Genomic DNA, 24,093 nt, shown 5'->3' with positions numbered 1-24,093 from the left:
CTATTCCTTTCGAAACCTACACTTCGACCAGTTCGAGCGGCACCCCGTCGTAGGCGAAAGGGCTGTCAAAGTCACCCAACAACGGCTGAAGCCCATCCTTGAGGCTCAAAATGGGCTCAATTCCACCAGGTAGAGGCCAATCGATCCCTATTTGTGGATCATTCCAGAGGATGCCGCCATCATTCTCTGGAGAGTAAAGATTGGACACCTTGTAGGTCACTTCGGTCGAGGGTTCGAGCGTCACGAAGCCATGGGCAAAGCCAACGGGGACATAAAGTTGGTGACCGTTCTCCGCAGATAATTCAACGCCCACCCACTGCCCGAAACTCGGTGAACCACGGCGAATGTCGACAGCGACATCGAAGATCTTCCCACGGATGCAGCGAACGAGCTTGGCTTGCTCGTAAGGCGCGGTCTGGAAATGCAACCCCCTCAACGTTCCAGCAGGAACCGAAAGCGAATGATTGTCCTGAACGAACCGGTCACTGATGCCGTATGTGGAGAAGGTTTTCTCATTGTAAACTTCCGAAAACCATCCGCGGCCGTCCCCAAAACGTTTGGGTCGAAGCAACAATACCTTTGAAGTCATTCGGAAAAGATCCGCTGTTCTAATTTTCGGAGCTGCGGTCAACCCGAATGGTTGACCCGGTTTCTTATCGGGCCCTAAGGGCCTCAAATCCCGTATCGGCTGCCAAGGTCATTTGCAAGACGGCCATGCGCGTCGCATTTGCAACATTGCCGCGCCCTTCAAGATCATCGACGAGCTGAAAGATGACTTCGCGCCAACTGGTTGGGTCATAGGAGGGCCGCAGTTCGGCGCCACACGAAGTGTGGCCATACGCCGCGCCCGCGGAGAATACCCCCGCCGCCCTGTAGCGCGCCACGTCAATGCGTTTCGTCGGGGCGCGGCTGTCGTTTACATGCGATGGCGCCAACGGGACGAGCATGATGTCAATGCGCCGGGCTTTCGCGTCGGCTAGATACTCCATCCACGGCATCGGCTCACGGATTTGCACGCGATCGAGGCCCTGCCAGATTGCTCGTGCACGCCGATCTGCGAATACCTCAAATCGGGCTTGCGGGCGTTCACGTAGAACCTCAGCAATAATCGGACGGAGAAATCGATGCTCCTCGAGATGAACCCCCGTCGCGTGATAACCAATCAAGACCTCACTCTTCACAGCGTTCTGGGCGTCGATGTAGTCATCAGCGTCCGACCAAAGCGCCTTCGGCGGAGCCGGCGGCAAGACCACCGCCTTCGCTTGCCTCAACCGAGACGCAAGATGAGGCGTAGAGGCCCAGACGATATCCAGATGCCTGTTCAGGCGGCGGAGTGGCCAAAGAGCCCGGTACCAAAGGAACAACCGATAGAAAAAATCCGCATCCTTCCCCGTCACGACAGCAGGTATGTCGTCGTCGAGGAACAGCCCCACTCCGGAGAGACGCTCCGCATGGCTCTCGATCCAGCGCAGGACGGACGGAGATGCGTAGCGACATATAATGACGAAGGCTCCGTCGGCATCCACGGGCGGCGTTTCGCGACCGCGGATATCCGCCACCTGATACGATGGCATGTCCGGCGCTTCAAGACGCGCGGCGAGGTAGTAATCGAAGGTGGGGTTCGGTATCCGCCCAAACACGATGATCCGCTTCACCGGCCGCCTTAGACGACCGGTGGCACCCTCCCGCAGCCGCGGCTGAGGCAGCCGTCGCTCGATCCAGCGGGCCAGCCGTTCGCGCGCGCTGCTCAAGCGCTCGACCTCGCAGCAAGAGTTCTCGGATGGGCTTCGAGAACGAATTCTTCGGCGATAAGCGAGAGGTTCGGATTGTAGTATGGATCGGCTTTCAACATATCGCTCCAGCGCTCATACATGGCTCGCTCCTCCTCCGCAAAGCGCTGAAGCTTCTGCGGCGTGTCGTCGGCGCCACGCGAGACGCTCTCTCTATGCAACATCGCCGCCTCCGGCGTCCAGACAATACGGAAGCCCGCTTCCCGTAGCTTCAGGCAGTAGTCCACATCGTTGAACGCGACGGTCAGCTTTTGCTCATCCATGCCGCCGAGGCGGCGCCACAAGTCCTTTCGCGTCAGCAGGCAGGCCGCAGTGACAGCCGACATATCGCGCCGCTGGCTCAAAAGCCCCCTGTCGCCGCCATCCTTTGGGTCAAGAAAGTGAAAGCTGTGTCGTGCGACTGTCCCCGCACCAAGCGTTACGCCCCCGTGTTGAACGAAGCCATCGGGAAAGAGCAACAGGTTACCGGCGGCGCCGACCACTGGATCATCAAGCTCGCCTGCCAAGCACTCGAGCCACTGGCTATCAAGTGGTTCAACATCATTGTTCAACAAGAGGATGAGGTCGTGCCGGGCGGCATCTACGCCGACATTGCAGGCGCGGGAGAAGTTGAAAGCTCCCGGAAGAGGTATCCGACGGATTCGTCCTGACTGCTCATACCGCGAGAACAAGGCCAGCGTGGCTGGTTCGGCGCTATCATTGTCGATGACGATGACGTCAAGATCCGCCGGCACCGTCTTCTCGAAAAGACCTTTCAGACAGGCCTCAAGCAAATCGGCCCTGTCTCGCGTCGGAATGATGACGCTGACTGCCGGGCGTTCGCGTTTGGGCTGAACAATCGTCTCGCGATGGTCGCGCCGACGGCACGACGGTCCTCGATGCAGCAGAACTCTCGGCAGATGCACAATCGTTCCGGACGGTACCTGAGCCATCGCGAGGACGATTTCGGCGGTGGATGCTCTTTGCAGAGAAACGCCATCGGGGACGCAGGCCAAGCTAAGAAGGGCGCCTTCCAGGGGAAGCCATCCGGAGCGAGCGAGTGGCTCATTCCAGGCTGGCTTGAAGAAGGGGGCAACACGCGCGCCGCGGGCATCGATATGATCTTCGTCGCAGTAAACGACCGCGACATCCGTAGAGAACGCAAACGGACGCGCCAATCGCTCCAAGGCCTTTGGGGCGACGCGCATTCCTGCCGGAACCCGCAGCCACAAGAGATCGTCAGTCGCCTCGCCTTGCTCCAGCAACTGGTCGATCTCTGCCGCGGACGCTTCCTGAAAGTCTCGCCATGTCTGGGTTTCGAGCGACTGCCTGGTCTCCGCGACCGCGGTCGCATCGATACCTTCGATCGAAACGAGGATCCGCGGCCTTCGCGGCCACGCACGCGCATCGTCTCCCGTCTCGCTCGCCTCCGCCAGCGCTTGGGCTTCGACCCAAGCGCGATAGTCTGGGGCGGAAAGGGCATCGCATTGCCGAACGAACCGAAACTCGGCTCCCTTTCTGTTACCCGCGAGGAACAGTCTGATAATCTGCAGGAACGCCAGGGTTCTCCGGAATGCGATCAGGAGTACCGCCTCGGGGAGGGACAGGCGGCGGATCTTGATCTGCGGCTCAGTGCTTGCTGTGTCGTTTGCCGTCGCGACGTCGGGCACCAAGGCCACTGCATCAAGCTGCACGGGTGTCCACCCGTAGAAGCGCCCCCGCCCCCGCCCGTCCATCAGGAACGAACGGAAGACCTTATGGGGCGTCCGGTCGCGGCGTTTGAAGGCAAGCTGTGGCCGGCGGCCAAGGCGGTTGTCGGGATCGCAGACCGAAAGCGTAATCGGTCGATCCGCGTAATGCGCCGGGCCACGCCTTAACGCGACCTCAATTTCATCCTGCGATGGCTCGACCATCTGCTCCAATCCATCACCGCCTGACGGGTATTCAATTCTCAGTCGAGCCATTGCCATCGCAGAAAAATGGATTGGAACGCAAGCCGCCTCAGTCGGCAGCAGAGGTCTCAGCCGCTCCCGTCACCGTGGACGCCTTCCGCAGATTGAGCGCCGGTGCCTCCCCTTCAAACGTCTCCACACGCCGATCATAATTCGGCGCGACAGTTCCCATCACGCGGTCCCAGAACGAAAAATAGTTCGCATAGTTGTATTTGAACTCGGCGTGGTGCTGATCGTGATAGGTGGTGCAAAGCATCGGTGAGGGATACCGCGCCGTTCGCGAGGCGAAGTATTCGAAGCCGGCGTGGCCGAAGGTGCCGTTGATCTGGTCGAACAGCCGGTGTGCCAGGAGAATGATCGGCGGGACCGGCACGAAGAAGACGATGACGGCGTAGTAGCCCTGGCACATCGCCGTATCCACAAGGCCGATCGAATCGTTGCTCCAGGCCGTGGGCGCGACGCTGCGGTGGTGGAGCACGTGGTATTTGTAGAAAAGCTTGGTGTGCAGCAGGCGATGAGCGAAATAGAACCAGGCGTCGAAGAGCACCATGCAGAGTACGAAGAGCGGAACCGCCGTCCACCAGCTGAAGGACCAGGGCGAGAACAAGGTCCAGCCCTGATACTGGGCAAAGAGACCAATCGCCACGGACGTGCAGGTGACAAGGATCGATGCCATGCTCTGGCGGATCTCGATGGCCTTGCGCTTCTCGCCGCGCCGCCCCTTCTGGATGCGGCGTTCGGGGTTGCGGTCGTTGAGCCAGGTGATGCCGTAGCCCAAGATGAAATACAACAGCACGGTCGCCGCATAGATCGCGGCAAGCAAGGCAACAAAGGTGAGACTGTCCTGGATAAGGGCGCTCAAATCGGGATCCGTCGCGGAGATTAAGTTGAATTGGTGCGTGGACTATACCAACCACCCTCTCCAGCGCAAGTCGTTCGGTCCTAGCCGCGCTCGAGCTCTGTCAGAAACGCGCGCAGTTCCGCCTCCTCGATGCCGATGAGATGCCGCTGCTGCGGATAGACCCCGGACCGGACGTCTTCGGCAAACTCCGAAAAGGCGGCAATGCGCTCCCGCTGCAGGCGATCATATTCCACCGCGAAGTTTCGATAAGTCTTGGCATGGCGCGGCACGTGGCCACGATTGCTGCCGAGCACGTCATCGGCGAACAGATACTGGGCGTCGCAACCCGCCCCCGCCCCCATCGACAGCATCAGCATCGAGGTTCGCGCGCTGATCGCCGATGCAACGTCGCCAGGGACGACCTCGATTTCGGCAGCAAAGGCTCCAGCTTCCTCCAGCGCCCTCACCTGTCGCCAGATCTCGAGCGCGCTTGCCGCCGTCTTGCCGACCGCGCGGAACCCACCGGTCCAGGTGGCCTTGGAGGGGATGAGCCCGACATGACCGCAGACCGGAATGCCCTCCTCCCGCATGCGTCGAACGGTCGAAAGACCGGCGGCGCAATAGACCGCATCGCCGCCGGCCCTCAGCGCCTTGAATGCTGCACGGATGTATTCTTCCGCCGAAACGTAGTCGCCATACTCAAGTCCAGGAAAGGCAAAACAGGTCGGCGCCACTTCCCGAAACTGCGGCCCGAGAAGTGCCGGCGGTACGGAGACGAGGTCAATGCCGGCGGCTTCCGCCGCTTCGGCTTCGTCAAGCGTTTCCACACGCAACATGGTGAGTTGGCGCTTGCCCTTCATCGAAAGGAGGTCGGCAACGGTCGGGCGGCGGCTTTTCATGAGAAGTCTCCGATATCAGTGAGCAATACAGGCTCTCGCCCTAGGCGGCTAGCAGGGCCTTGAGTTTGGTTTCCGGCGAGATGAGCGCCTGAGGGTCGGGCCGCTTTCCGGCCGCGATCAACATTTCCGCAAGACGAATATCGCGCGCGACGGCATTGCCTGGGCCGATACCGGAGGCGGCAAGCAAGCGCCCGGTGTCGTCGAGATGGAAAAGAATGAAGGCGCCGTCTGCGAGATCACGGCGCACGGTCACAGTCGCGCCGTCTGCAAGTCCGGCAATCTGCAGCGTCAGGTCAAATTGGTCGGACCAGAACCACGGCACGCTGGTGACCGTCTCACTCGCACCCAGCAGATTGCCGGCGACGAGTGTTCCTTGGTCCTGCGCATTGCGCCAAGCCTCAAGACGCACGCGGCGGTCGCCATAGTGACAGAGCGGATAGGAGCAGCAATCGCCGGCCGCGAATATGTCGGGATCCGAAGTCCTGAGCGTCGCGTCGACGGCAATGCCATTGTCGAGCATGAGGCCAGCGGCTTCTGCCAGTTCCGTGTTCGGCGATGCACCGATGCCAACGACCAGGAAATCTGCATCGACCGATTGTCCGTTCGCAAGCAGGATACGCACGCCGTTCTCATCAGTATCGATGCGATCGATTTTCGTGTCGCAACGTATGTCGACGCCTTCCGTGCGGTGCCGTTCTGCGACGACGGTCGCGATCTCAGCCGGCACGCCGCGTGAAAGGATGCGTGGCAGCCCTTCGATCAGGACGACGTCTGCACCGAGGCAGCGCGCCGTTGCCGCGAGCTCCAAGCCGATAAATCCGCCACCGATGATGGCAAGCTTTCGCCCGGGCAGAAGTTCGCGACGGATCTCCTCGGCGTCGGCATGCGTTCTGAGCGTGCGAACGCGCCGAGACACATCATCGGTTCCGGATATCGTCCGCGCGCGGGCGCCGGTCGTCAGCAAGAGCCGATCATAGGCAATACTGCCGCCGTCGACGAGTTCCACGCGCTTGGCGAACCGGTCGATGGCCTTGACTGGGGTATCGGTCAGTACGTCGATCCCTGAAGCAGCGTAGCGCTCGGCATCGGCGACATATTTCGGTTGAAGCTGATCCTTAAGGCCCTCCTTCGAAAGCGGCGGTCGTTCATAGGGAAGATGCGGCTCGGCGCCGATCAACGTGATTGAGCCGTCGTAGCCCCGCTCCCTCAGGGCAAAGGCGGCTCTTGCGCCACATTCACCGGCACCAACAATGACAATTCCACCCATCTCAACCTCCCTGCCCGCTCTTGCTGAGTTCTTCGCGTTGAAGCCGCGATCAAGCGATCGCGATGAACACGCTTCCTGACTCGACCTTCACTGGATAGGTCTTCAGGTTGACGCAGACCGGGGCGCCCTTGGCCTGGCCGGTCTTGTAGTTGAAGCGACCGTTGTGCTTCGGACATTCGATGATGTCGTCCATAACGAGGCCGTCCGCCAGATGGATGTGCTCGTGCGTGCAAAGCCCGTCGGTTGCGAAGAATTCGTTGTCAGGACTCCGGTAGACCGCGAAGGTGCGCCCTTCGTGATCAAATCGGATGACGTCTTCCTCATCGATTTCGTTCGCCGCGCAGACTTCGACCCAGCTCCCGCTCATGACTTTCTCCCATTCCTAATTTCGTTGGCTATTCGGCTGCATGCACGATCGCGTCGCTGTGAAATTCTTCCCGGTAGGGCTTCGCCGTCGCCGGCAGTTCGCGCTTCAAGAAATAGTCCTCGTTGCGCAACTGCCGCAGGAAGGCCGGGATCATCTCGCGATAGCCATGCAGTATCGAGGGGTTCGGCTCCGGCAGGTCGTGCTTGATCATGGCGTGCAGCTTCGGAAGGGCGTGATAGGGCACCATCGGGAACATGTGGTGCTCCACATGGTAGTTCATGTTCCAATAGACGAAGCGGCTGAGCGGGTTCATGTAGACGGTGCGGCTGTTCAGCCGATGATCCGTGACGTTGTCGGCAAGACCGCCATGTTGCAGCAGCCCGGTCAGCACATGGTGCCAGGCACCGTAGAGCCGCGGCAGACCGATCAACATCAGCGGCAGGATCGAACCGAGATAGAACGAGAGCGCGATCGTTGCGGCGTAGATGGCAAACCAGATGCGGGCAACGAGGATTGCCTTCGGCTGCTCCATTTCAGGGATGAACGTCGCTTCCTCAGCACTGATAATGCCAAGCGTGTTGCGAACCATGTCGACCATCGCGTGCCAGACATCGAGAATGCCGAAGAAGTTCAGGACGAGGCGCAGGAGATCCGGCGGCCGCATGACGGCAATCTCGGGATCGCGGCCGACAATGACCGTGTCTGTGTGGTGACGGGTGTGGCTCCAACGCCAGGTGACGGGATTGCGCATGATCATGAAGCAGGCGATCTGGTAGACCGCGTTGTTCATCCACATCGTCTTGAACGCGGTGCCGTGCCCGCATTCGTGCCAGCGACTATCGGAGGCCGAGCCGTAGAGAACGCCATAGGCGAGGAAGAACGGAACAGCCCACCAGGTGCCCCAGAAGGTGATGCCGAGCCCACCAAAAAGAACGAGGCAACCGAGCCAGATCGCGGTATCGCGGATGGCGGGTCCGTCCTCACGCTTCATCAGTTCCTTCATCTGCTTGCGCGGGATCTCCGTGTGATACCACTCCGCGGCCGAGAGGCCATTGGCGACGGCCGCCCGGGTATCGCGCCCGAGGAGACTGTAGTCTCGCTTCGTTGGAACCATCGCCATTTGCTCTCCTCCCTGCGATCCGGCCAGTTTGGCCAGGAGCGTCCGATGTCGTGCAATGACGATAGGTTGACTTTTGCTAGGTCTCAATGCAGCAATGATATATTCTATCAAATGATGTCATTCACCGCATATCATTCGTGATGCAAACCTATCAGGAGAAGCGATGAGCAACCGTCCGACCATTGCCGACCTCGCACGGACCGCCGGTGTCAGCGTCGCGACCGTCGATCGCGTCCTGAACGGACGCCATCCCGTGCGGGAGGAGACGGCACGCCGTGTCTACGAGGCAGCCAAGTCTATCGGCTACCACGCGGTTGGCCTCATCCGGCAGCGCGTCTTCGAGGACCTGCCGCAGTACAGAATTGCCTTCGTTCTGCAGAAGCCGGAGCAGTCCTTCTACAAGGCGGTTGCAAAGGAGATCGAAAACGCGGCGCTTTCGCTGTCAAACGCACGTGTTTTCGCCCAGGTCGACTTCGTTGCAAATTCGACACCGACGGCGATTACGGAAAAGCTTCGTGCGGCTGCGGCGCGAAACCAGGCGGTAGCGCTCGTCGCTCCTGATTATCCGGCGGTGACGGCCGCGATCGAGGAACTGAAGGAACGCGGCATTCCCGTCTTCTCGCTGCTTTCGGACTTCGCGGCCGGCGTGCGTGAGGGATATGTCGGGCTCAACAACCACAAGGTCGGTCGCACCGCGGCATGGATGATCGCCAAGGCGGCCAAACGCCCCGGCAAGGTCGCGGCCTTCGTCGGCAGCCATCGCTTCCTCGGCCACGAACTTCGAGAGATCGGGTTCCGCACCTATTTTCGTGAACATGCACCGGACTTCGAAGTGCTTGATACCATGGTCAATCTCGATACGGCCGAGATCACGCACGAGGCAACACTGAACCTTTTGCAACGCCATCCGGATCTGATCGGCTTCTACGTCTGCGGCGGGGGCATGGAAGGTGCCATCTCTGCGATCCGCGAGGAAAGGCTGGAAGGCAAGCTTATTGCCGTCGTCAACGAATTGACGCCGGAGTCCCGGGCGGCCCTCGGAGATGATGTCGTCACGCTGGCGATCTCAACCCCAACAGCGACGCTTGCGCGCGAAACGATCAATCTGATGATCCAGGCGATCGACAAAGGTCCGACGGGCGCCCCTGGGCAAACCTTCCTTCCCTTTGATCTCTTCACGCCAGAGAATATCTAGCGGGATATGATAGAATTCCATCATTGACGAAAGACAATGTTGCGGCAATGCAAGTCCTTTGAGCCACTCGCTCTTTGACTGTCCTCCAGCAGTTGGTGAAATGTCTGCGACGCTGTAAATGGAATGAACGTTCTATTTGCAAAGCGTGACCCGTCCCACTGGAGGAGACATTCCCGTGACAACCCTGCCCTTCGCCCTCAATCATATGACTACGCCCGGTCTTCCGCTCGGCGCCTTCTTCGAACTTGCCAAATCCCTCGGGATCTCCTCCGTCGAGATCCGCAACGACCTTTCCGGCAATGCCATCATTGACGGCACGCCGGCCAAGGATGTGGCTGCGCTCGCCAGTCGCAATGGCATTACGATTATCTCGATCAACGCGTTGCAGCGCTTCAACGAGTGGAATTCGGATCGTCAGAAAGAAGCCGGAGAGCTGATAGCCTATGCGCGCGACTGCGGCGCCAAGGCCCTCGTGCTCGTGCCCGTCAACGACGGCTCCGGCCAGGCGGACGGCGAGCGACAGGCAAACCTTCGTGAAGCGCTTGCCGCACTGAAACCGATGCTCGAATCGGCCGGAATTATCGGCCTTGTCGAGCCGCTGGGCTTCGAAATCTGCTCGCTGCGCTCGAAGACGGAGGCTGTCGAGGGGATCAAGGCGGTCGGAGGAGAAAGTACCTTCCGACTGGTGCACGATACGTTCCATCACCACCTCGCCGGCGAACCCGCAACCTATCCTGAGATGACAGGGCTCGTGCATATTTCCGGCGTAACCGACGGTCGGGTCGCCGTTTCCGATCTGCGCGACTCGCATCGCGTTCTGGTCGATCAGGATGACGTTCTCGACAATGTCGGCCAGATACGGCGCCTGCGTGCCGAGGGCTATAGAGGGCCGCTTTCCTTTGAAGCGTTTGCCGCCGAAGTCCACGCGGTCGCCGATCCGGCGGCTGCGATCAGGCAGAGTGTGGACCACATTCAAACCCGGATCTGATCCGCCGCGGCCTGGCTGCGGGAAAACGATGCGGGGCGCCGCATCAGGTCTTGACGACGCCCCCATAAAATGGAATACATATTCCGTAATCGCAATTTACTGGTTCGTTTATTCCGTTTTATCCGAAGGCGTAACGGGAGTGACGCTTTCGATGTGAATGAGCGCAATCCGACAAGGATTGCGCTCCCGGCAGGAGAAGGTGTCGCCGGGCACCATTGTGGAGGAGAGAGACAATGAAGAAATTCGTGCTGGGTACAGCGCTGGCCGTGATGATGTCGACGGCTGCGCATGCCGAGACCATCGGCGTGTCGATGGCCCTTTTCGATGACAACTTCCTAACGGTCTTGCGCAACGGCATGTCCGATTACGCCAAGACGCTCGACGGCGTCGAACTGCAGATCGAAGACGCGCAGAACGACGTTTCGAAGCAGCAGAGCCAGATCCAGAACTTCATCGCAGCCGGCGTGACCGCCATCATCGTCAACCCGGTCGATACCGATGCGACGGCAGCCATGTCGAAGATTGCCGCCGACGCCGGCATTCCGCTCGTCTACGTCAACCGCGAGCCGGTCAACGTCGACACTCTGCCGGAAAAGCAGGCTTTCGTCGCGTCGAACGAACAGGAATCCGGCACGCTGCAGACGCAGGAAATCTGCAAGATGCTTGGCGGCAAGGGCAAGGCCGTCGTCATGATGGGCGAACTGTCCAACCAGGCCGCCCGGATGCGCACGAAGGACATTCACGACGTGCTCGCGACCGACCAATGCAAGGGTATCGAGATCGTCGAGGAGCAGACGGCCAACTGGTCGCGTACGCAAGGGTCGGACCTTCTGACGAACTGGCTCTCCGCCGGACTTGAGTTCGATGCGGTCATCGCGAACAACGACGAAATGGCGATCGGCGCGATCCAGGCGTTGAAGGCCGCCGGCCGTTCGATGGACTCCGTCGTCATCGGCGGCATCGACGCAACGCAGGATGCGCTTGCCGCCATGGCTGCGGGCGATCTCGACGTGACGGTGTTCCAGAACGCCGCCGGCCAGGGCAAGGGTTCGGTCGACGCCGCCTTGAAACTCGCCAAGGGCGAGGCGGTCGACAAGAAGGTCTACATTCCCTTCGAGCTGGTGACCAAGGAAACCCTCGACAAGTATCAGGCCAAGAACTGATCGCCTGCAGCGGGAGCGCAGGATCACCTGCGCTCCCGCTCAAATATGCAAGTCCCGCTGCGGATGTCTGCGTCCTTTTGGATGCGACCTGCGATTAAATGGGCTGGTGACCCGCCAGCGATGAGGACTTTTCCGCGACAGCCGGAAACGACGGGGGAGGCAAGGAACATGACGCTCAGTCCGACAACGATGGCAGCCGTGCGCGCCAGCGGCGCCGTACCGAAGGCCGAATATCTTCTTTCGGCGGAAGGCATCCGCAAGGAATTCCCGGGCGTCGTCGCCCTTGACGACGTCGAATTCAAGTTGAAGCGCGGCACGGTCCATGCGCTGATGGGTGAAAACGGCGCCGGCAAGTCGACGCTGATGAAGATCCTCGCCGGCATCTATACGCCCGACAAGGGCGACATCAGGTTGAAGGGCGTCGACATCCGACTGAAATCGCCGCTCGACGCACTCGAAAACGGCATCGCGATGATCCATCAGGAACTGAACCTGATGCCGTTCATGACGGTCGCGGAAAACATCTGGATCCGCCGTGAGCCGAAGAACCGCTTTGGCTTCGTCGACCACGGCGAGATGAACCGCATCACCGCCCGGCTGTTCGATCGCCTGAAGATCAAGATCGATCCGGAGATTGAGGTCCGCCATCTGTCCGTTGCGAGCCGGCAGATGGTCGAGATCGCCAAGGCGGTCTCCTATGAATCCGACGTGCTGATCATGGACGAACCGACCTCGGCGCTGACCGAGCGCGAGGTCGCGCACCTCTTCGAGATCATCCGCGACCTGCGCGAGCAAGGGATCGGCATCGTCTACATCACCCACAAGATGAACGAGCTGTTCGAAATTGCCGATGAGTTCTCGGTGTTTCGTGACGGCAAATTTATCGGCACCCATGCCTCGAGCGACGTCACCCGCGACGACATCATCCGCATGATGGTCGGCCGCGAAATCACCCAGATGTTCCCGAAGGAGGAAGTGCCGATCGGCGATGTCGTCCTTTCGGTAAAGAACCTGGCGCTCGACGGTGTCTTCCGCGACGTCTCCTTCGATGTCCGCGCCGGCGAAATCCTCGGCATTGCAGGCCTCGTCGGCTCCGGCCGCTCCAACGTCGCCGAGACGCTCTTTGGCGTGACACCGGCAAGTTCCGGCACGATTTCGATCGACGGAAAAACCCTTTCAATCAATAGCCCTAACACTGCAATCAGGCACCGAATGGCGTTCCTGACCGAGGACCGCAAGGACACCGGCTGTCTTCTGATCCTCGACATCCTCGAGAACATGCAGATCGCGGTGCTGCAGGATCGCTTCGTCAAGGGCGGCTTCGTTACCGAGAAACTGATTACCGCCGCCTGCGAAGAGATGAGCCGCAAGCTGCGCGTCAAGACGCCGAACCTGCAGGAGCGCATCGAAAACCTCTCCGGCGGCAACCAGCAGAAGGTGCTCATCGGCCGCTGGCTGCTCACCAATCCGCGCATCCTGATCCTCGACGAGCCGACACGTGGCATCGATGTCGGCGCCAAGGCGGAAATCCACCGCCTCGTCACCGAACTCGCACGCAATGGTGTCGCGGTCATCATGATTTCTTCGGAAATGCCAGAGGTGCTCGGCATGAGCGACCGCATCATGGTCATGCACGAGGGCCGCGTCACCGGCTTCCTCGACAGGGCGGAAGCAACCCAGATCAAGGTCATGGAGCTCGCCGCGAGTTGAGCGGGAAGCGACCCGACGAAAGGGAGGAATGAAAATGGATACCAATGTCGCCGCACAGGGCGCGAGCACACCGCTTACCGGCGCAAAGCGCCGCCTGCCCCCCGAATTCAACATCTTCCTCGTATTGATCGGCATTGCGCTGGTTTATGAGGTTCTTGGCTGGATCTTCGTCGGCCAGAGCTTCCTGATGAATCCACAGCGCCTGACAATCATGATCCTGCAGGTCTCGGTGATCGGCATCATCGCCGTCGGCGTCACGCAGGTCATCATCACAGGTGGCATCGACCTTTCCTCGGGCTCCGTCGTCGGCATGACGGCGATGATCTCCGCAAGCGTCGCTCAGGCCTCCACCTGGCCCCGCGCGATCTATCCGTCGCTGACCGACATGCCGGCGATCGTTCCGATCGGGCTTGGCGTTGGTATCGGCCTCCTCGCCGGTTTCATCAACGGCCAGCTCATCGCCCGCACCAAGATCCCGCCCTTCATCGCCACGCTCGGCATGATGGTGTCGGCACGCGGCATCTCCAAGTGGTATACCAAGGGCCAGCCGGTCTCGGGCCTCACCGAACAGTTCAACTTCATCGGCACCGGCATCTGGCCCGTCATCGTCTTCCTCGTCGTCGCGATCATCTTCCACATCGCCCTGCGCTATACCCGCTATGGCAAGTTTACCTATGCGATCGGCGCCAACGTTCAGGCGGCACGCGTCTCGGGTATCAATGTCGAAGCACACCTCATCAAGGTCTATGCCATTGCCGGCATGCTGGCGGGCCTCGCCGGCGTCGTCACCGCTGCCCGCGCCCAGACCGCACAGGCAGGCATGGGTGTCATGTACGAACTGGATGCGATCGCCGCGACCGTCATCGGCGGCACGTCGCTCACCGGCGGCGTCGGCCGCATCACCGGCACGGTGATCGGCACGATTATCCTCGGCGTCATGACTTCTGGATTCACCTTCTTGCGCGTCGACGCTTACTACCAGGAAATCGTCAAGGGCCTGATCATCGTCGCAGCCGTCGTCATCGACGTCTACCGACAGAAAAACCGCAAGAAGGCTTGACGCTCAAAAGAATAACCCTCCTCCCAGTGAAGCCAACTGGCCGGGATGATGAAAATCATCCCGGCATTTTCTTTTTCGCCGGCAGGTATTTCGTCCGCCTTATGCCGTTTTCCACATATGCTTGGCGCGCAGAGCTGCCCCGGCGCGAGCGCTCTGGCAAAATCCCCGCCAATGCACTATACGGCAAGCGTCCAAAACTATCGGAGACTTATCATGTTGTCGCAGCGCAAGCTTGCGAGCCAGTTTCAGCCGCGTTTCGTTCTACAGCTTTGGAACGCGATGCTGCGGGTACAGACCCGCGAGACAGCTTCCCTCTTCGGCCACCGCGGCCGCTAAGCAAACAATCGAAAATGCCGCAACCATTTTGGGCGTGTCGACCTGACGGCCTGCAGATGGTTTTTGCTCATCCGGCCCGCAATCGCGGCGCCGGACAGAGCCGGCCCGACAGAGCCGATCTGTGACTAGCCCGCTGGAAAGAGGATGGTCACCTTGAGGCCCCGGCCATCGGCCCCCTCGCTGAGACGGGTCGTCGCGCCGTAGAGTTCGGCAATCTCCTCGACGATCGGCAGACCAAGCCCCGAGCCCGGCGCTTCGCTGCCACCGCGCTCGAAGCGGCGGAGCACCGATTCGCGCATTTCCGGCCGAATTCCCGGCCCGTTATCCTCCACGTCGAGCGACACCGAACCGCCTTCGGCGAGTACGCGCGTTGTCACCTCCGCACCCCGGCCGGCATAAAGCAGCGCGTTGCCGATCAGGTTCTTCAGCATCTCAGCCACCAGCAGCGGCTCGGCGCGAACGAAGGCTTCGCCCTCGCCGTCAAAGCCGAGATCGATATCCGCTTCGCCTGCAGCGGGTACATGTTCTGCCGTGATCTCCCGCACGAGATCGACGAGATCGACGCGCCCCAGCATCCGCGCCTCGTTCTTCCCGGCCGCGTCGATTTTCGCCATCAGCAGCAATTGCCCCAGGATGCGTTCGGCATTGGCGACCGCTTCATCGGCCTTTTTCACCGCGCCATGCGTTTCCTCGATCGACCCTGCGCGCTGCGCCAGGGCGAGCTGGGTTCGAATAATCGCCAGCGGCGTGCGGAGTTGATGGCTGGCGTTGCCGGTGAAATTGCGTAGCGCATCGAGGGCCGACTGCAGGCGTCCCATGAAGGAATTGACGGTATCGACGAGCCCCTGGACTTCGTTCGGTACGCGTTCTCCGATAGGGTGCAGATCATCCGGATTACGCTCCGAAATCGCATCTCCGAGCCGGTAGAGCGGGCGCAGCGAAAACGTGACTGCGATCCAGACGATGACTGCAGCACCTGCGATCATCATGCCGAGGCGCAGCGCCGAGCGGAAAAGGATGGTCTGCGCAAGTTGCCGCCGCGCGATCGTCGTTTCGGCAACGGTCACGACAAAGGGTACCGAATTGATCCCGGTCGAGGCGGATCGGCGGAGCGCCGCGATGCGGATCGGTTCGCCGCGGAAGGTAGAATCCGCAAAGGTCGTGGATGTCCCCGGCTCTTCCGCAAGCGACGGCAACGTCTGGTAACCCGTGATGAACTGGCCGGGCGGTCCGTCGACCCTGTAGAAAACGCGGTCCTGCGCCGCGGAGGTCAACATCTCCAGGGCAACATAGGGAATATCGACCTCGAGCGAGCCATCCTCCGCGACGACCACGCGTTCCGCGATCGCCAACGCGGAGCCGGCGAGCACGCGGTCGGAGACAACGTTGGCGGTCGTCACAGCCTCGCGGTAGGTGTCCGTGAGCGCTATGACGCCGATGACGACCGTCGAAATCAGCAGCCAGCCAAGCAGGCGCCGGCGGAGGGAGTAGACCGTCGCCTTCATTCCGGCCCGGCCATCTTGTCGAGGTAGTAGCCGATGCCGCGGGCCGTGCGAACTGTGAGGCCATGCGGCGCCAGCCGCTTGCGCAGCCGACTGACATATTGCTCGATCGCGTTGGAGCTCAAATCATCGTCGAAGCCGGTCAGCGACTGCATGATCGCGTCCTTGGCAACCACCTTTCCGGCCCGCATGAACAGGAGTTCGAGAAGCCCGAGTTCGCGCGCCGGGATCTCGATCGGCACGCCGCCTGAGGAGAAGCTGCGCGTATTGAGATCGAGCGAAACATTGCCATAGCTCACAGTGGATGCTCTGAGCCCGGCCTGCCGGCGCAGCAACACGCGCACCCGCGCTTCGAGTTCACCGACGTCGAACGGCTTGATCATGTAATCGTCGGCGCCGAGATCGAGCCCCTTGATCCGCTCCTCGGGCGCCCCCCGTGCTGTGAGGATCAGCACCGCCGCGCGGTTCTGACGGGCGCGCATTGCCCGCAAAACGTCGAGCCCGTCCATCTCCGGCAGGTTGAGATCGAGAATGACCAGATCGAAGGTTTCAGTTGCCGCAACAGCATGCGCCGAGGCACCATCACTGACAACGTCGACGGCATAGCCGCTACCACGCAAAATGGCAGACAGGCCCTCGGCCAGGTCCTGGTTGTCCTCAACAAGCAAGATACGCAAATATCGTCACTCCCCGATCCACCTTATCCGGCGACGCCTTGCTTGTGAACGGTGACACGCTGAGGCATTGTGGATTCATGCGGTTCTTGATTTCTCTTCTTTTTTTTGCCCTTTGCCCCCGACTGCTCCTTGCGGCGCCGATCATATTTCCAGCCCTTTCCGGCAACTCCGACGCGCGCACGCTGGTGGTTTATTCCTCGCTCGATGAGCCTCTCGCCCGGCCGATGATCATCGGCTTCCAGAGGGCCAATCCGGATGTCACTGTGCGCTACGAAGACATGCTGACCGGCGAGATCTATGACCGCATCATCAAGGAGACGGATGCCGGCATGAAGACGGCGGACTTCGCGTTTTCTTCCGCCATGGACCTGCAAGTCAAGCTCAGCAACGATGGCTATGCCCAGCGCAGCGACCTGCCGATGAGCGACCGCTGGCCCGCCTGGGCGAATTGGCGCAACACGGCTTATGCGCTGACCTTCGAACCGGCCGTCTTCGTCTATCACAAGCCGAGTTTCACGACGGAAAAACCACCGTCCACGCGTTCCGAATTCGTCGATTACCTCAAGCGCCAGGGCGCCAGCGTCTTCGGCCGCATCGGAACCTACGACATCGAGCGCTCCGGCGTCGGTTTCCTCTTCATGGCACGTGACCAGGAGCAGTTCGGCGATATCTGGGATGTGATCCAGGCCATGGGTGCCGCTGGCGTCAAGCTCTATTCCACCAGCGAAGCCATCCTCGAGCGTGTTGCCGACGGGCGTTTCGTGCTCGGCTATAATATCCTTGGCTCCTACGCGGCGGACTGGGCAGCGCGACATCCGGATGTCGGGATCGTTCTGCCCAAGGACTACACGGTGGTGATGTCGCGAATTGGCCTCGTTCCCCAGGCTTCGGCCTCTCCGGACCTTGGACGCCGCTACCTCGAATTCTTCATGTCCAAGGAAGGACAGACGATTATGGCGCGAGAACTGCAGATCGCCGCCGTCAGCCCAGAGGTCGCCGGAGAAAATACCGCAAACACCATGCAGGAAATGCTCGGCGCTCAATTGCGCCCGGTTCCCGTTAGCCCCGGACTGATGGTCTATCTCGACCAGGTAAAGCGCTCGCGTCTGATCGCCAAATGGAACGAAGTCCTGCGGCTCCACTGAAATCAGGGCGCGCGTCAATTCGGCGGCGCCCTGAATGGGAACGTCAGGCTTTCTTCCTGGAGCGGCCGCTGCGTTCGGCTTGTACCGACAGGTTCAGATCCACGGCAGCTCGAATGAGGGCCTTCAAAGCGTCCTCATCGATCCGTTGGTCCTCGTGGATATCGATCGCCCGCCGGGTATTGCCGTCGAGGCTTGAATTGAAGAGACCCGAGGGATCTTCCAGTGATGCGCCCTTGGCGAAGGTCATCTTCACCACCGCCTTGTAGGTCTCGCCGGTACAGATGATCCCCGCATGTTCCCAAACCGGAACGCCTCTCCATTTCCATTCCTCGACGACCTCGGGATCGACCTCCTTGATGAGCTTCCTAACCCGCCCAAGCATCTCTCCCCGCCAGTCGCCCAGTTCAGCTATCCTGGCATCGATCTGTTCGGAGGCAGGCGCTTCTCCCTCCATCGCATCAGTCTTCGTCATCTTTCCCGTCGCTTTCTTCATCCGATCATCTCCACGCAGGTATCACACATCACGCGGGGTGCGCTCTGCACGACGTCACTGACATTCCGCTCACATACTTTCGCCGGGCAATTCGCTCGCTTGTTTTACCCAATCGCTGAATTGCGCCTCATCTATCTCGTCTTTTTCGTGGATATGGAAATAGCGCGCATTTGCCATCTTGGATTCGACAGGTGGCGGCGGGCTGAGGGCCGCGCCATTGAAGAACGCGACCTTGATGTATTTCGCAAAGCAGTGAACGCCGAGGAACCATCCGTCGCCCTCCATGCCATAAAGCGGCGAATTCCACTTCACGGCCTTTTGCGCCTTCGGGACGGCGCGCATGATAAGCTGGTCGAGATGGCGCCCGACCGCACTCTTCCAGCCCGGCATGGCAGCGATATAGGCCTGCACTGGCGCATCGCCATAGCCCTTGGCGATCTGGGGATTGCCGCCTGAAAGCAATTTCGGCTGATCTGCAACCGTCTGTCCCTTCTCCTCTTTTTCGCCTTCCTTCTTGACTGACACTCGCGTCCGCGTGGCTTTTCCCATTGTTGGTCGCTTCGATGTCACATTGGCGATCTTGGAGTTGGCTGTCTTGGTCATTGCTCCATCCTTTCGATCAGGTCTCGGGGCGAACAGGTCTTCGGGGTGGCCGGCGCGACACTACCACAGCTTGCCGTCCTCGCGATATCGCTGCCATCATACGTGGAACCGGCACCTCGGCTCCGAGGTTTCGATTCGCCCATTTCCCGGTGGATCAACCTCTCCGAACTCGGCCACCGAGGCTGACAGAGCCTATCTCCCTCGTTGGCGCGGCCAAGAATCTAAGATTTCGTAAACGTCACGCACCGAAAAGCGCATTAGGGGCTTGATGTCAGCTAAATGTCAGCTTTCTATGTTGCCTTAGGGTCACTGGCACCCGTGGAGGCGGGTCGCCGGTTGCGCACTGGGAGGAAGCCACCAATCCGGTCAAGCGACAAGGGTCGAAAGAACCCGTCGCCGTCTTCCCGTTCGCACTGAGCAACAACGTGCGCGGTGAAAACGCGCCTCACGGAGGACTGACCTTGAAACACTTTTTCCTCGCAACGATTCTCGCCGGCGCCATGTCGCTGCCGGCCTTCGCCGCTGATTACACCATCATCGCGCCGGCAAACCCGGGCGGTGGCTGGGACCAGACGGCACGCTCGCTGCAGACCGTCATGCAGCAGGAAGGCATCTCCAGCAACGTTCAAGTTCAGAACGTTCCGGGTGCCGGCGGCACCATCGGCCTCGCCCAGTTCGCAAGCCAGCAGAAGGGCAATGCGAACGCCCTGATCGTCGGCGGCTACGTCATGGTCGGCGCGATCCTCACCAACAAATCCCCGGTCACCCTTAAGGACGTGACGCCGATCGCTCGCCTCACCGGCGAATATGAAGCGGTCGTCGTGCCGGCTGCATCGGACATCAAGACGATGGCCGACCTCGTCGAAGCCCTGAAGAAAGATCCGGGCGCAGTCTCCTGGGCAGGCGGCTCGGCCGGCGGCACCGACCATATCGCCGTTGGCCTGATCGCCAAGGCTGCCGGTGTCGATCCGACCAAGATCAACTACATCGCTTACTCTGGCGGTGGCGAGGCCCTCGCTGCCATCCTCGGCAGCCAGGTGACCGCCGGCGTTTCCGGCTACGGCGAATTCGAATCTCAGGTCAAGGCCGGCACGCTCCGTCTGCTCGCCGTATCGGGCCCCGAGCGCATTGCGGGCGTCGACGCTCCGACACTCAAGGAATCGGGCCTCGACGTAGTCGTCGAAAACTGGCGGATGGTCGCAGCCGCTCCGGGACTGTCGGATGAGCAGAAGGCTGCCGTCTCGGCCGATATCGAGAAGCTTGCGAAGTCCGCCGGCTGGCAGGAAGTTCTGAAGACCAAGGGCTGGCAGGACAGCTATCTCGCCGGTGATGCCTTCAACGCCCAACTCGAAAAGGACGTTGCGGCAACCGAAGGTGTTCTCAAGGACATTGGACTGGTGAAATGACCAAGGGGCATCACCCTTCAACCGCAACGCGTCGCCCGGATCGGGCGGCGCTCTTCATCGCGGTGGTTCTCGGCGCTATCGCTGGCCTCATTTTTTGGGATGTGTCGCGCCTGGCAGGCGCTGCCGGCTACTCCCAGGTCGGACCGACGACGGTCCCCTACGCGATCGCCTGCTGTCTTCTCGCTCTCGCTATCTGGACGGGCTTCGAAGCGTTTCGCGGCGATTTTCCGGAGCGTGAACGCCAGGAGGTTGCTCCGGTCATCTGGATCGTTGGCGGCCTGGCTGCCCAGATGCTCCTGCTGAAAGTCGCGGGTTTTTCGATCGCCACCGGCATTCTGTTCGCGCTGACCGCGCGCGGTTTCGGCAAACGCAAGCTTTGGTTTTCTCTCCCCGTCGGCATCGTGCTCTGTTTCGTCGTCTGGGTGATTTTCGCCAAGCTCCTGCAACTGTCGCTGCCCGCGGGGCCGCTTGAACGCCTGTTCTTCTAAGAGGGCCGACGACCATGGCTACTTTTGATTTCCTGCTGCAGGGATTGCTGGTTGCTGCCCAGCCGATGAACCTGCTCTATGCGCTGATCGGCGTCACGCTCGGAACCGCCGTCGGCGTTCTGCCCGGCATCGGGCCCGCGCTGACCGTGGCTCTCCTCCTGCCCGTTACTTATCGGCTCGATCCCGGCGGTTCGCTGATCATGTTCGCCGGCATCTACTATGGCGGCATGTATGGCGGCTCGACCACGTCGATCCTCTTGAACACGCCCGGCGAAAGCGCGTCGATCGTGACCGCGCTCGAGGGCAACAAGATGGCGCGCGCCGGACGCGGCGGCCCGGCGCTGGCGACAGCTGCGATCGGCTCATTCGTCGCCGGCCTCATCGCCACGCTCGGCCTCGCTTTCATCGCGCCCTATATCGTCAAGCTGGCCCTGGTCTTTGGTCCGCGCGAGTACTTCGCACTGATGGTGCTGGCGTTCGTCACCGTCTCTTCGGCCTTCGGCGATTCCACCCTTCGCGGCCTGACGTCGCTATTTGTCGGGCTGGCGCTCTCCGTCGTCGGCATCGACCAGTTGACCGGTCAGGCGCGCCTCTCCTTCGGCGTTCCGGAACTGCTTGACGGCATCGAAGTTACGACGCTCGCCGTTGCTATGTTCGCCATCGGCGAAACGCTCTTCATCGCTGCGCAAGGCGACAAGGGGCCCGACAAGGTCGAGGCAGTTCGTGGCTCCGTCTGGATGAGCGCCAACGACTGGGCGCGTTCCTGGAAGCCCTGGCTGCGTGGCACCATCATCGGCTTCCCGATCGGCGCCATGCCGGCTGGCGGCGCCGAGATCGGCACCTTCCTCTCCTATGCTGCAGAAAAGCGTCTGACGAAGCATCCGGAAGAGTTTGGCAATGGCGCAATCGAGGGCGTTGCAGGTCCCGAGGCCGCCAATAACGCGTCCGCCGCCGGAACGCTCGTACCTCTCCTGACGCTCGGCCTGCCGACGACAGCAACAGCTGCAATCATGCTCGCCGGCTTCCAACAATACGGCCTGCAGCCGGGCCCCCTGCTGTTTGCGACCAACCCGCAGCTCGTCTGGGGCCTGATCGCCAGCTTGCTCATCGCCAACTTCATGCTGCTGGTCCTGAACCTGCCACTGATCGGTCTTTGGGTGAAGCTACTGACGATCCCGAAGCCGTGGCTCTATGCCGGCATTCTGCTGTTCGCGACGCTGGGAACCATCGGCGCCAACCCATCCGTCTACGAACTCGGCATGCTGCTCGCTTTCGGCCTTCTCGGATACGCCATGCGTGTCTTCGGTTATCCGATCGCTCCCGTCGTCGTCGGCCTGATCCTCGGTCCGCTGGCCGAACAGCAGCTTCGCCGGGCGCTCGCCATCAGCCAGGGCGACTACAGCGTGCTGTTCACCTCGCCGATCGCAGCTGTACTTCTGGTTATTGCCGCTGCTGCGCTGATCGTACCGCTGATCCTCAGGGCCCGCGGTCGTGGCGAGGTGCTTTCGCAACTGGCGGCGAACGAAGACTAAGTCGTCTTCGCAAAACAACTCCGGGAGCCCCTTTCGGAGTTGTCCGAATTAGCGCCTCCTCCCAAGGCCTATCCGCAGGCCCGGTCGATTTCACTACCGACCGGGCCTGCTTCGTTTGCATGGCTGGAGTGTCCAATTGTGCATTGCAAAAAGACCAGGCAGACCCCATCTTTTGCTCATCAAAGAGAAAACGAAAGCGAGCAAGAAGATGGCTACCACAACTTACCACAAGGGTTTCATCGGCCGTGCGTTCGCAGTTCTCGGCGCTGCCAGCGCTGCCGCCGCCGCTGTCGAAGGTCACCGCCGCCCGAAGGCAAGCGACCTGCGCACCCTCGGCATTGACCCGGCGAACTTCCCGGACACGCGCCGCGGCTAACAAAATTCCGGCGCCCAATGGGTGCCTTATCCTCCCAAGGATGAAAAACGGCTCGGGATCGGAAGATCGCCGGGCCGTTGTGCGTTTATGGGGTAGTGCCTCGACGCGAGCAACCGGACTGCTTTCCCTGCATGGCTGACGTGCCCAATTGTGCATTGCAGCAAGACCGGCCAGCCCCCATCTTTTTCTCATCAAAGAGAAAGCGAAAGCGAGCAAGAAGATGGCTACCACAACTTACCACACGGGTTTCATCGGTCGTGCGTTCGCAGGTCTCGGCGCTGCTAGCGCTGCCGCCGCCGCTGTCGAAGGGCACCGCCGCCCCAAGGCAAGCGACCTGCGCACCCTCGGCATCGACCCGGCGAACTTCCCGGACACGCGCCGCGACTAATGAATTTCAACGCGCCTAAGGCGCGCCAATCCTCCCAAGGATAAACGGCTCGGGATCGGTAGATCGCCGAGCCGTTGCTATGTTGGAAAAGCGCGTCCCGGCCTCATCAGGCTTAGCGAACGCCTTCAACCCACCTGTCGGCGTACGCAGGACATAACGACGCGTCGCGCTAAGTCGCCTCATTTCTTCGCGCGATAGATCAATACCGGTATCGTCGAATGAGCCAGCACCTTGGCAGCTACGCTGCCGAGCATCAGGCTTCCGACACCACCGCGACCATGCGACGCCATGATGATGAGATCGGCATCTTTGTGTGTCGCCTGGTCGATGATTGCGCGGTAGACCTCGTGGCTGCTGACCTGCTCCGTCTGGCACGCCACGCCTTCCGCCTCTGCCTTGCGCGCCAAAGCCGCGAGCATTTCCGCGGCATGCTTGCTGGCCAGCGCTTCGTATTCGTCGCGCGTGCCCGACACCTGCTCGGGATTGACCGAAAAGAGATGGAATGGTTCGGTAACGGCAAGGATGGTCACTTTTGCGCTGGCCTCCTTCGCGAAGGCTATGCCTGCATCGACCGCGATTTTGCCAACGGCGAACCGTCGGTGGGTATAAGAATATTGCGAAACATGGGATCCTCCTTCTCCAAGTTTCATTCAAGCCTACCGCCATCAGGGGCTTATTCCTTGATCCCGATCAACGTTCCTGGAGTTGCCCCATAAAAACCGGACAGGATCAGGTTTCTGTTTGACGGTTTAAGAACTCGCGCGGTGATCGATATCCCAAAGCCTTGTGCGGGTGAAGAGCCTTGTGCGGGTGAAG

At 60.7% G+C, this 24,093-nt stretch carries 25 protein-coding genes; 12 read left to right on the top strand and 13 right to left on the bottom strand.

Features of this window, described 5'->3' with window-relative positions; all coding sequences use genetic code 11:
• Positions 1–16 precede the first annotated feature (16 nt).
• From rfbC to ASE60_RS15230, 8 genes are all read right to left on the bottom strand, one after another.
• A complete protein-coding gene (rfbC, locus tag ASE60_RS15265; RefSeq protein ID WP_057251417.1) occupies positions 17–589 on the bottom strand; it encodes a dTDP-4-dehydrorhamnose 3,5-epimerase in 573 nt (190 codons plus the stop codon).
• A 64-nt stretch (positions 590–653) separates the two neighbouring features.
• Positions 654–1,751, bottom strand: coding sequence for a hypothetical protein (locus ASE60_RS15260; protein ID WP_057251416.1), 1,098 nt, complete (start codon positions 1,749–1,751; stop codon positions 654–656).
• Complete coding sequence (locus tag ASE60_RS15255; RefSeq protein ID WP_162261297.1) at positions 1,748–3,682, bottom strand: glycosyltransferase family 2 protein; 1,935 nt, start codon at positions 3,680–3,682, stop codon at positions 1,748–1,750. Before ASE60_RS15255 ends, ASE60_RS15260 begins: the two co-directional genes overlap by 4 nt.
• Before the next feature lie 88 nt (positions 3,683–3,770).
• The gene (locus ASE60_RS15250) at positions 3,771–4,583 is read right to left on the bottom strand and encodes a sterol desaturase family protein (RefSeq protein WP_244495626.1); all 813 of its coding nucleotides are present in this window, start codon (positions 4,581–4,583) and stop codon (positions 3,771–3,773) included.
• Between the two features lie 80 nt (positions 4,584–4,663).
• Positions 4,664–5,461 carry a 3-methyl-2-oxobutanoate hydroxymethyltransferase gene (locus tag ASE60_RS15245; RefSeq protein WP_057251414.1) on the bottom strand — a complete coding sequence of 266 codons (798 nt, stop codon included), beginning with the start codon at positions 5,459–5,461 and terminating at the stop codon, positions 4,664–4,666.
• Between the two features lie 40 nt (positions 5,462–5,501).
• Positions 5,502–6,728 carry an FAD-dependent oxidoreductase gene (locus ASE60_RS15240; protein WP_057251413.1) on the bottom strand — a complete coding sequence of 409 codons (1,227 nt, stop codon included), beginning with the start codon at positions 6,726–6,728 and terminating at the stop codon, positions 5,502–5,504.
• A gap of 49 nt (positions 6,729–6,777) precedes the next feature.
• The gene (locus ASE60_RS15235; RefSeq protein WP_057251412.1) at positions 6,778–7,095 is read right to left on the bottom strand and encodes a MocE family 2Fe-2S type ferredoxin; all 318 of its coding nucleotides are present in this window, start codon (positions 7,093–7,095) and stop codon (positions 6,778–6,780) included.
• Between the two features lie 28 nt (positions 7,096–7,123).
• The gene (locus tag ASE60_RS15230) at positions 7,124–8,215 is read right to left on the bottom strand and encodes a fatty acid desaturase family protein (RefSeq protein WP_057251411.1); all 1,092 of its coding nucleotides are present in this window, start codon (positions 8,213–8,215) and stop codon (positions 7,124–7,126) included.
• 163 nt (positions 8,216–8,378) lie between these two features.
• On the opposite strand from ASE60_RS15230, the gene ASE60_RS15225 reads away from it, so the two are divergent.
• The 6 genes from ASE60_RS15225 (at position 8,379) to ASE60_RS36050 (ending at position 14,667) form a co-directional block, all read left to right on the top strand.
• Positions 8,379–9,410, top strand: coding sequence for a LacI family DNA-binding transcriptional regulator (locus tag ASE60_RS15225; RefSeq protein WP_057251410.1), 1,032 nt, complete (start codon positions 8,379–8,381; stop codon positions 9,408–9,410).
• Positions 9,411–9,585: 175 nt separating this feature from the next.
• On the top strand, positions 9,586–10,398 hold the full coding sequence (locus ASE60_RS15220; RefSeq protein WP_057251409.1) for a TIM barrel protein: 813 nt from the start codon (positions 9,586–9,588) through the stop codon (positions 10,396–10,398).
• 233 nt (positions 10,399–10,631) lie between these two features.
• Entirely contained in the window at positions 10,632–11,561 is a 930-nt protein-coding gene (locus ASE60_RS15215) for a sugar ABC transporter substrate-binding protein (RefSeq protein ID WP_057251408.1), read from the top strand.
• A gap of 168 nt (positions 11,562–11,729) precedes the next feature.
• Positions 11,730–13,271, top strand: coding sequence for a sugar ABC transporter ATP-binding protein (locus ASE60_RS15210; protein ID WP_057251407.1), 1,542 nt, complete (start codon positions 11,730–11,732; stop codon positions 13,269–13,271).
• Between the two features lie 34 nt (positions 13,272–13,305).
• Positions 13,306–14,331, top strand: a complete 1,026-nt coding sequence (locus tag ASE60_RS15205; protein ID WP_057251406.1) for an ABC transporter permease — start codon at positions 13,306–13,308, stop codon at positions 14,329–14,331.
• Positions 14,332–14,544: 213 nt separating this feature from the next.
• Entirely contained in the window at positions 14,545–14,667 is a 123-nt protein-coding gene (locus ASE60_RS36050) for a hypothetical protein (protein WP_255571421.1), read from the top strand.
• A 125-nt stretch (positions 14,668–14,792) separates the two neighbouring features.
• Here ASE60_RS36050 and ASE60_RS15195 read toward each other — a convergent pair whose 3' ends face one another.
• Both ASE60_RS15195 and ASE60_RS15190 read right to left on the bottom strand, forming a co-directional pair.
• Positions 14,793–16,172 carry a sensor histidine kinase gene (locus tag ASE60_RS15195; RefSeq protein ID WP_057251405.1) on the bottom strand — a complete coding sequence of 460 codons (1,380 nt, stop codon included), beginning with the start codon at positions 16,170–16,172 and terminating at the stop codon, positions 14,793–14,795.
• A complete protein-coding gene (locus ASE60_RS15190; RefSeq protein ID WP_057251404.1) occupies positions 16,169–16,846 on the bottom strand; it encodes a response regulator transcription factor in 678 nt (225 codons plus the stop codon). The genes ASE60_RS15195 and ASE60_RS15190 overlap by 4 nt, the downstream gene beginning before the upstream one ends.
• 77 nt (positions 16,847–16,923) lie before the next feature.
• Between ASE60_RS15190 and ASE60_RS15185 the strand changes: the two genes are divergently transcribed.
• Positions 16,924–17,991: an ABC transporter substrate-binding protein gene (locus ASE60_RS15185; RefSeq protein WP_057251403.1), complete on the top strand. Its 1,068-nt coding sequence runs from the start codon at positions 16,924–16,926 to the stop codon at positions 17,989–17,991.
• Positions 17,992–18,034: 43 nt separating this feature from the next.
• Here ASE60_RS15185 and ASE60_RS15180 read toward each other — a convergent pair whose 3' ends face one another.
• Both ASE60_RS15180 and ASE60_RS15175 read right to left on the bottom strand, forming a co-directional pair.
• Positions 18,035–18,484, bottom strand: a complete 450-nt coding sequence (locus ASE60_RS15180; protein WP_057251402.1) for a DUF1801 domain-containing protein — start codon at positions 18,482–18,484, stop codon at positions 18,035–18,037.
• 69 nt (positions 18,485–18,553) lie between these two features.
• Entirely contained in the window at positions 18,554–19,087 is a 534-nt protein-coding gene (locus ASE60_RS15175) for a DUF1801 domain-containing protein (protein WP_082615870.1), read from the bottom strand.
• Positions 19,088–19,548: 461 nt separating this feature from the next.
• Here ASE60_RS15175 and ASE60_RS15170 point away from each other — a divergent pair, with 461 nt between their 5' ends.
• The 5 genes from ASE60_RS15170 to ASE60_RS35190 all read left to right on the top strand — a co-directional run bounded on the left by ASE60_RS15170 (position 19,549) and on the right by ASE60_RS35190 (position 23,277).
• Positions 19,549–20,493, top strand: coding sequence for a tripartite tricarboxylate transporter substrate binding protein (locus ASE60_RS15170; RefSeq protein ID WP_057251400.1), 945 nt, complete (start codon positions 19,549–19,551; stop codon positions 20,491–20,493).
• Complete coding sequence (locus ASE60_RS15165; protein ID WP_057251399.1) at positions 20,490–20,981, top strand: tripartite tricarboxylate transporter TctB family protein; 492 nt, start codon at positions 20,490–20,492, stop codon at positions 20,979–20,981. The genes ASE60_RS15170 and ASE60_RS15165 overlap by 4 nt, the downstream gene beginning before the upstream one ends.
• Positions 20,982–20,995: 14 nt before the next feature.
• On the top strand, positions 20,996–22,513 hold the full coding sequence (locus ASE60_RS15160; RefSeq protein WP_057251398.1) for a tripartite tricarboxylate transporter permease: 1,518 nt from the start codon (positions 20,996–20,998) through the stop codon (positions 22,511–22,513).
• A 208-nt stretch (positions 22,514–22,721) separates the two neighbouring features.
• Positions 22,722–22,889 (top strand): hypothetical protein, encoded by a 168-nt coding sequence (locus ASE60_RS35195; RefSeq protein ID WP_089045897.1) that lies wholly within the window; start codon positions 22,722–22,724, stop codon positions 22,887–22,889.
• A gap of 220 nt (positions 22,890–23,109) precedes the next feature.
• On the top strand, positions 23,110–23,277 hold the full coding sequence (locus ASE60_RS35190) for a hypothetical protein (protein WP_156414650.1): 168 nt from the start codon (positions 23,110–23,112) through the stop codon (positions 23,275–23,277).
• 179 nt (positions 23,278–23,456) lie between these two features.
• On the opposite strand, the gene ASE60_RS15150 is transcribed toward ASE60_RS35190, so the two are convergent.
• The gene (locus ASE60_RS15150) at positions 23,457–23,927 is read right to left on the bottom strand and encodes a universal stress protein (RefSeq protein WP_244495625.1); all 471 of its coding nucleotides are present in this window, start codon (positions 23,925–23,927) and stop codon (positions 23,457–23,459) included.
• Positions 23,928–24,093: the final 166 nt, after the last annotated feature.

The sequence above is a fragment of the Ensifer sp. Root278 genome (assembly GCF_001429285.1).
Classification (GTDB): domain Bacteria; phylum Pseudomonadota; class Alphaproteobacteria; order Rhizobiales; family Rhizobiaceae; genus Ensifer.
The sequence above is the reverse complement of the archived record's forward strand: the minus strand, read 5'-3'. Positions and strand labels throughout refer to the sequence as shown.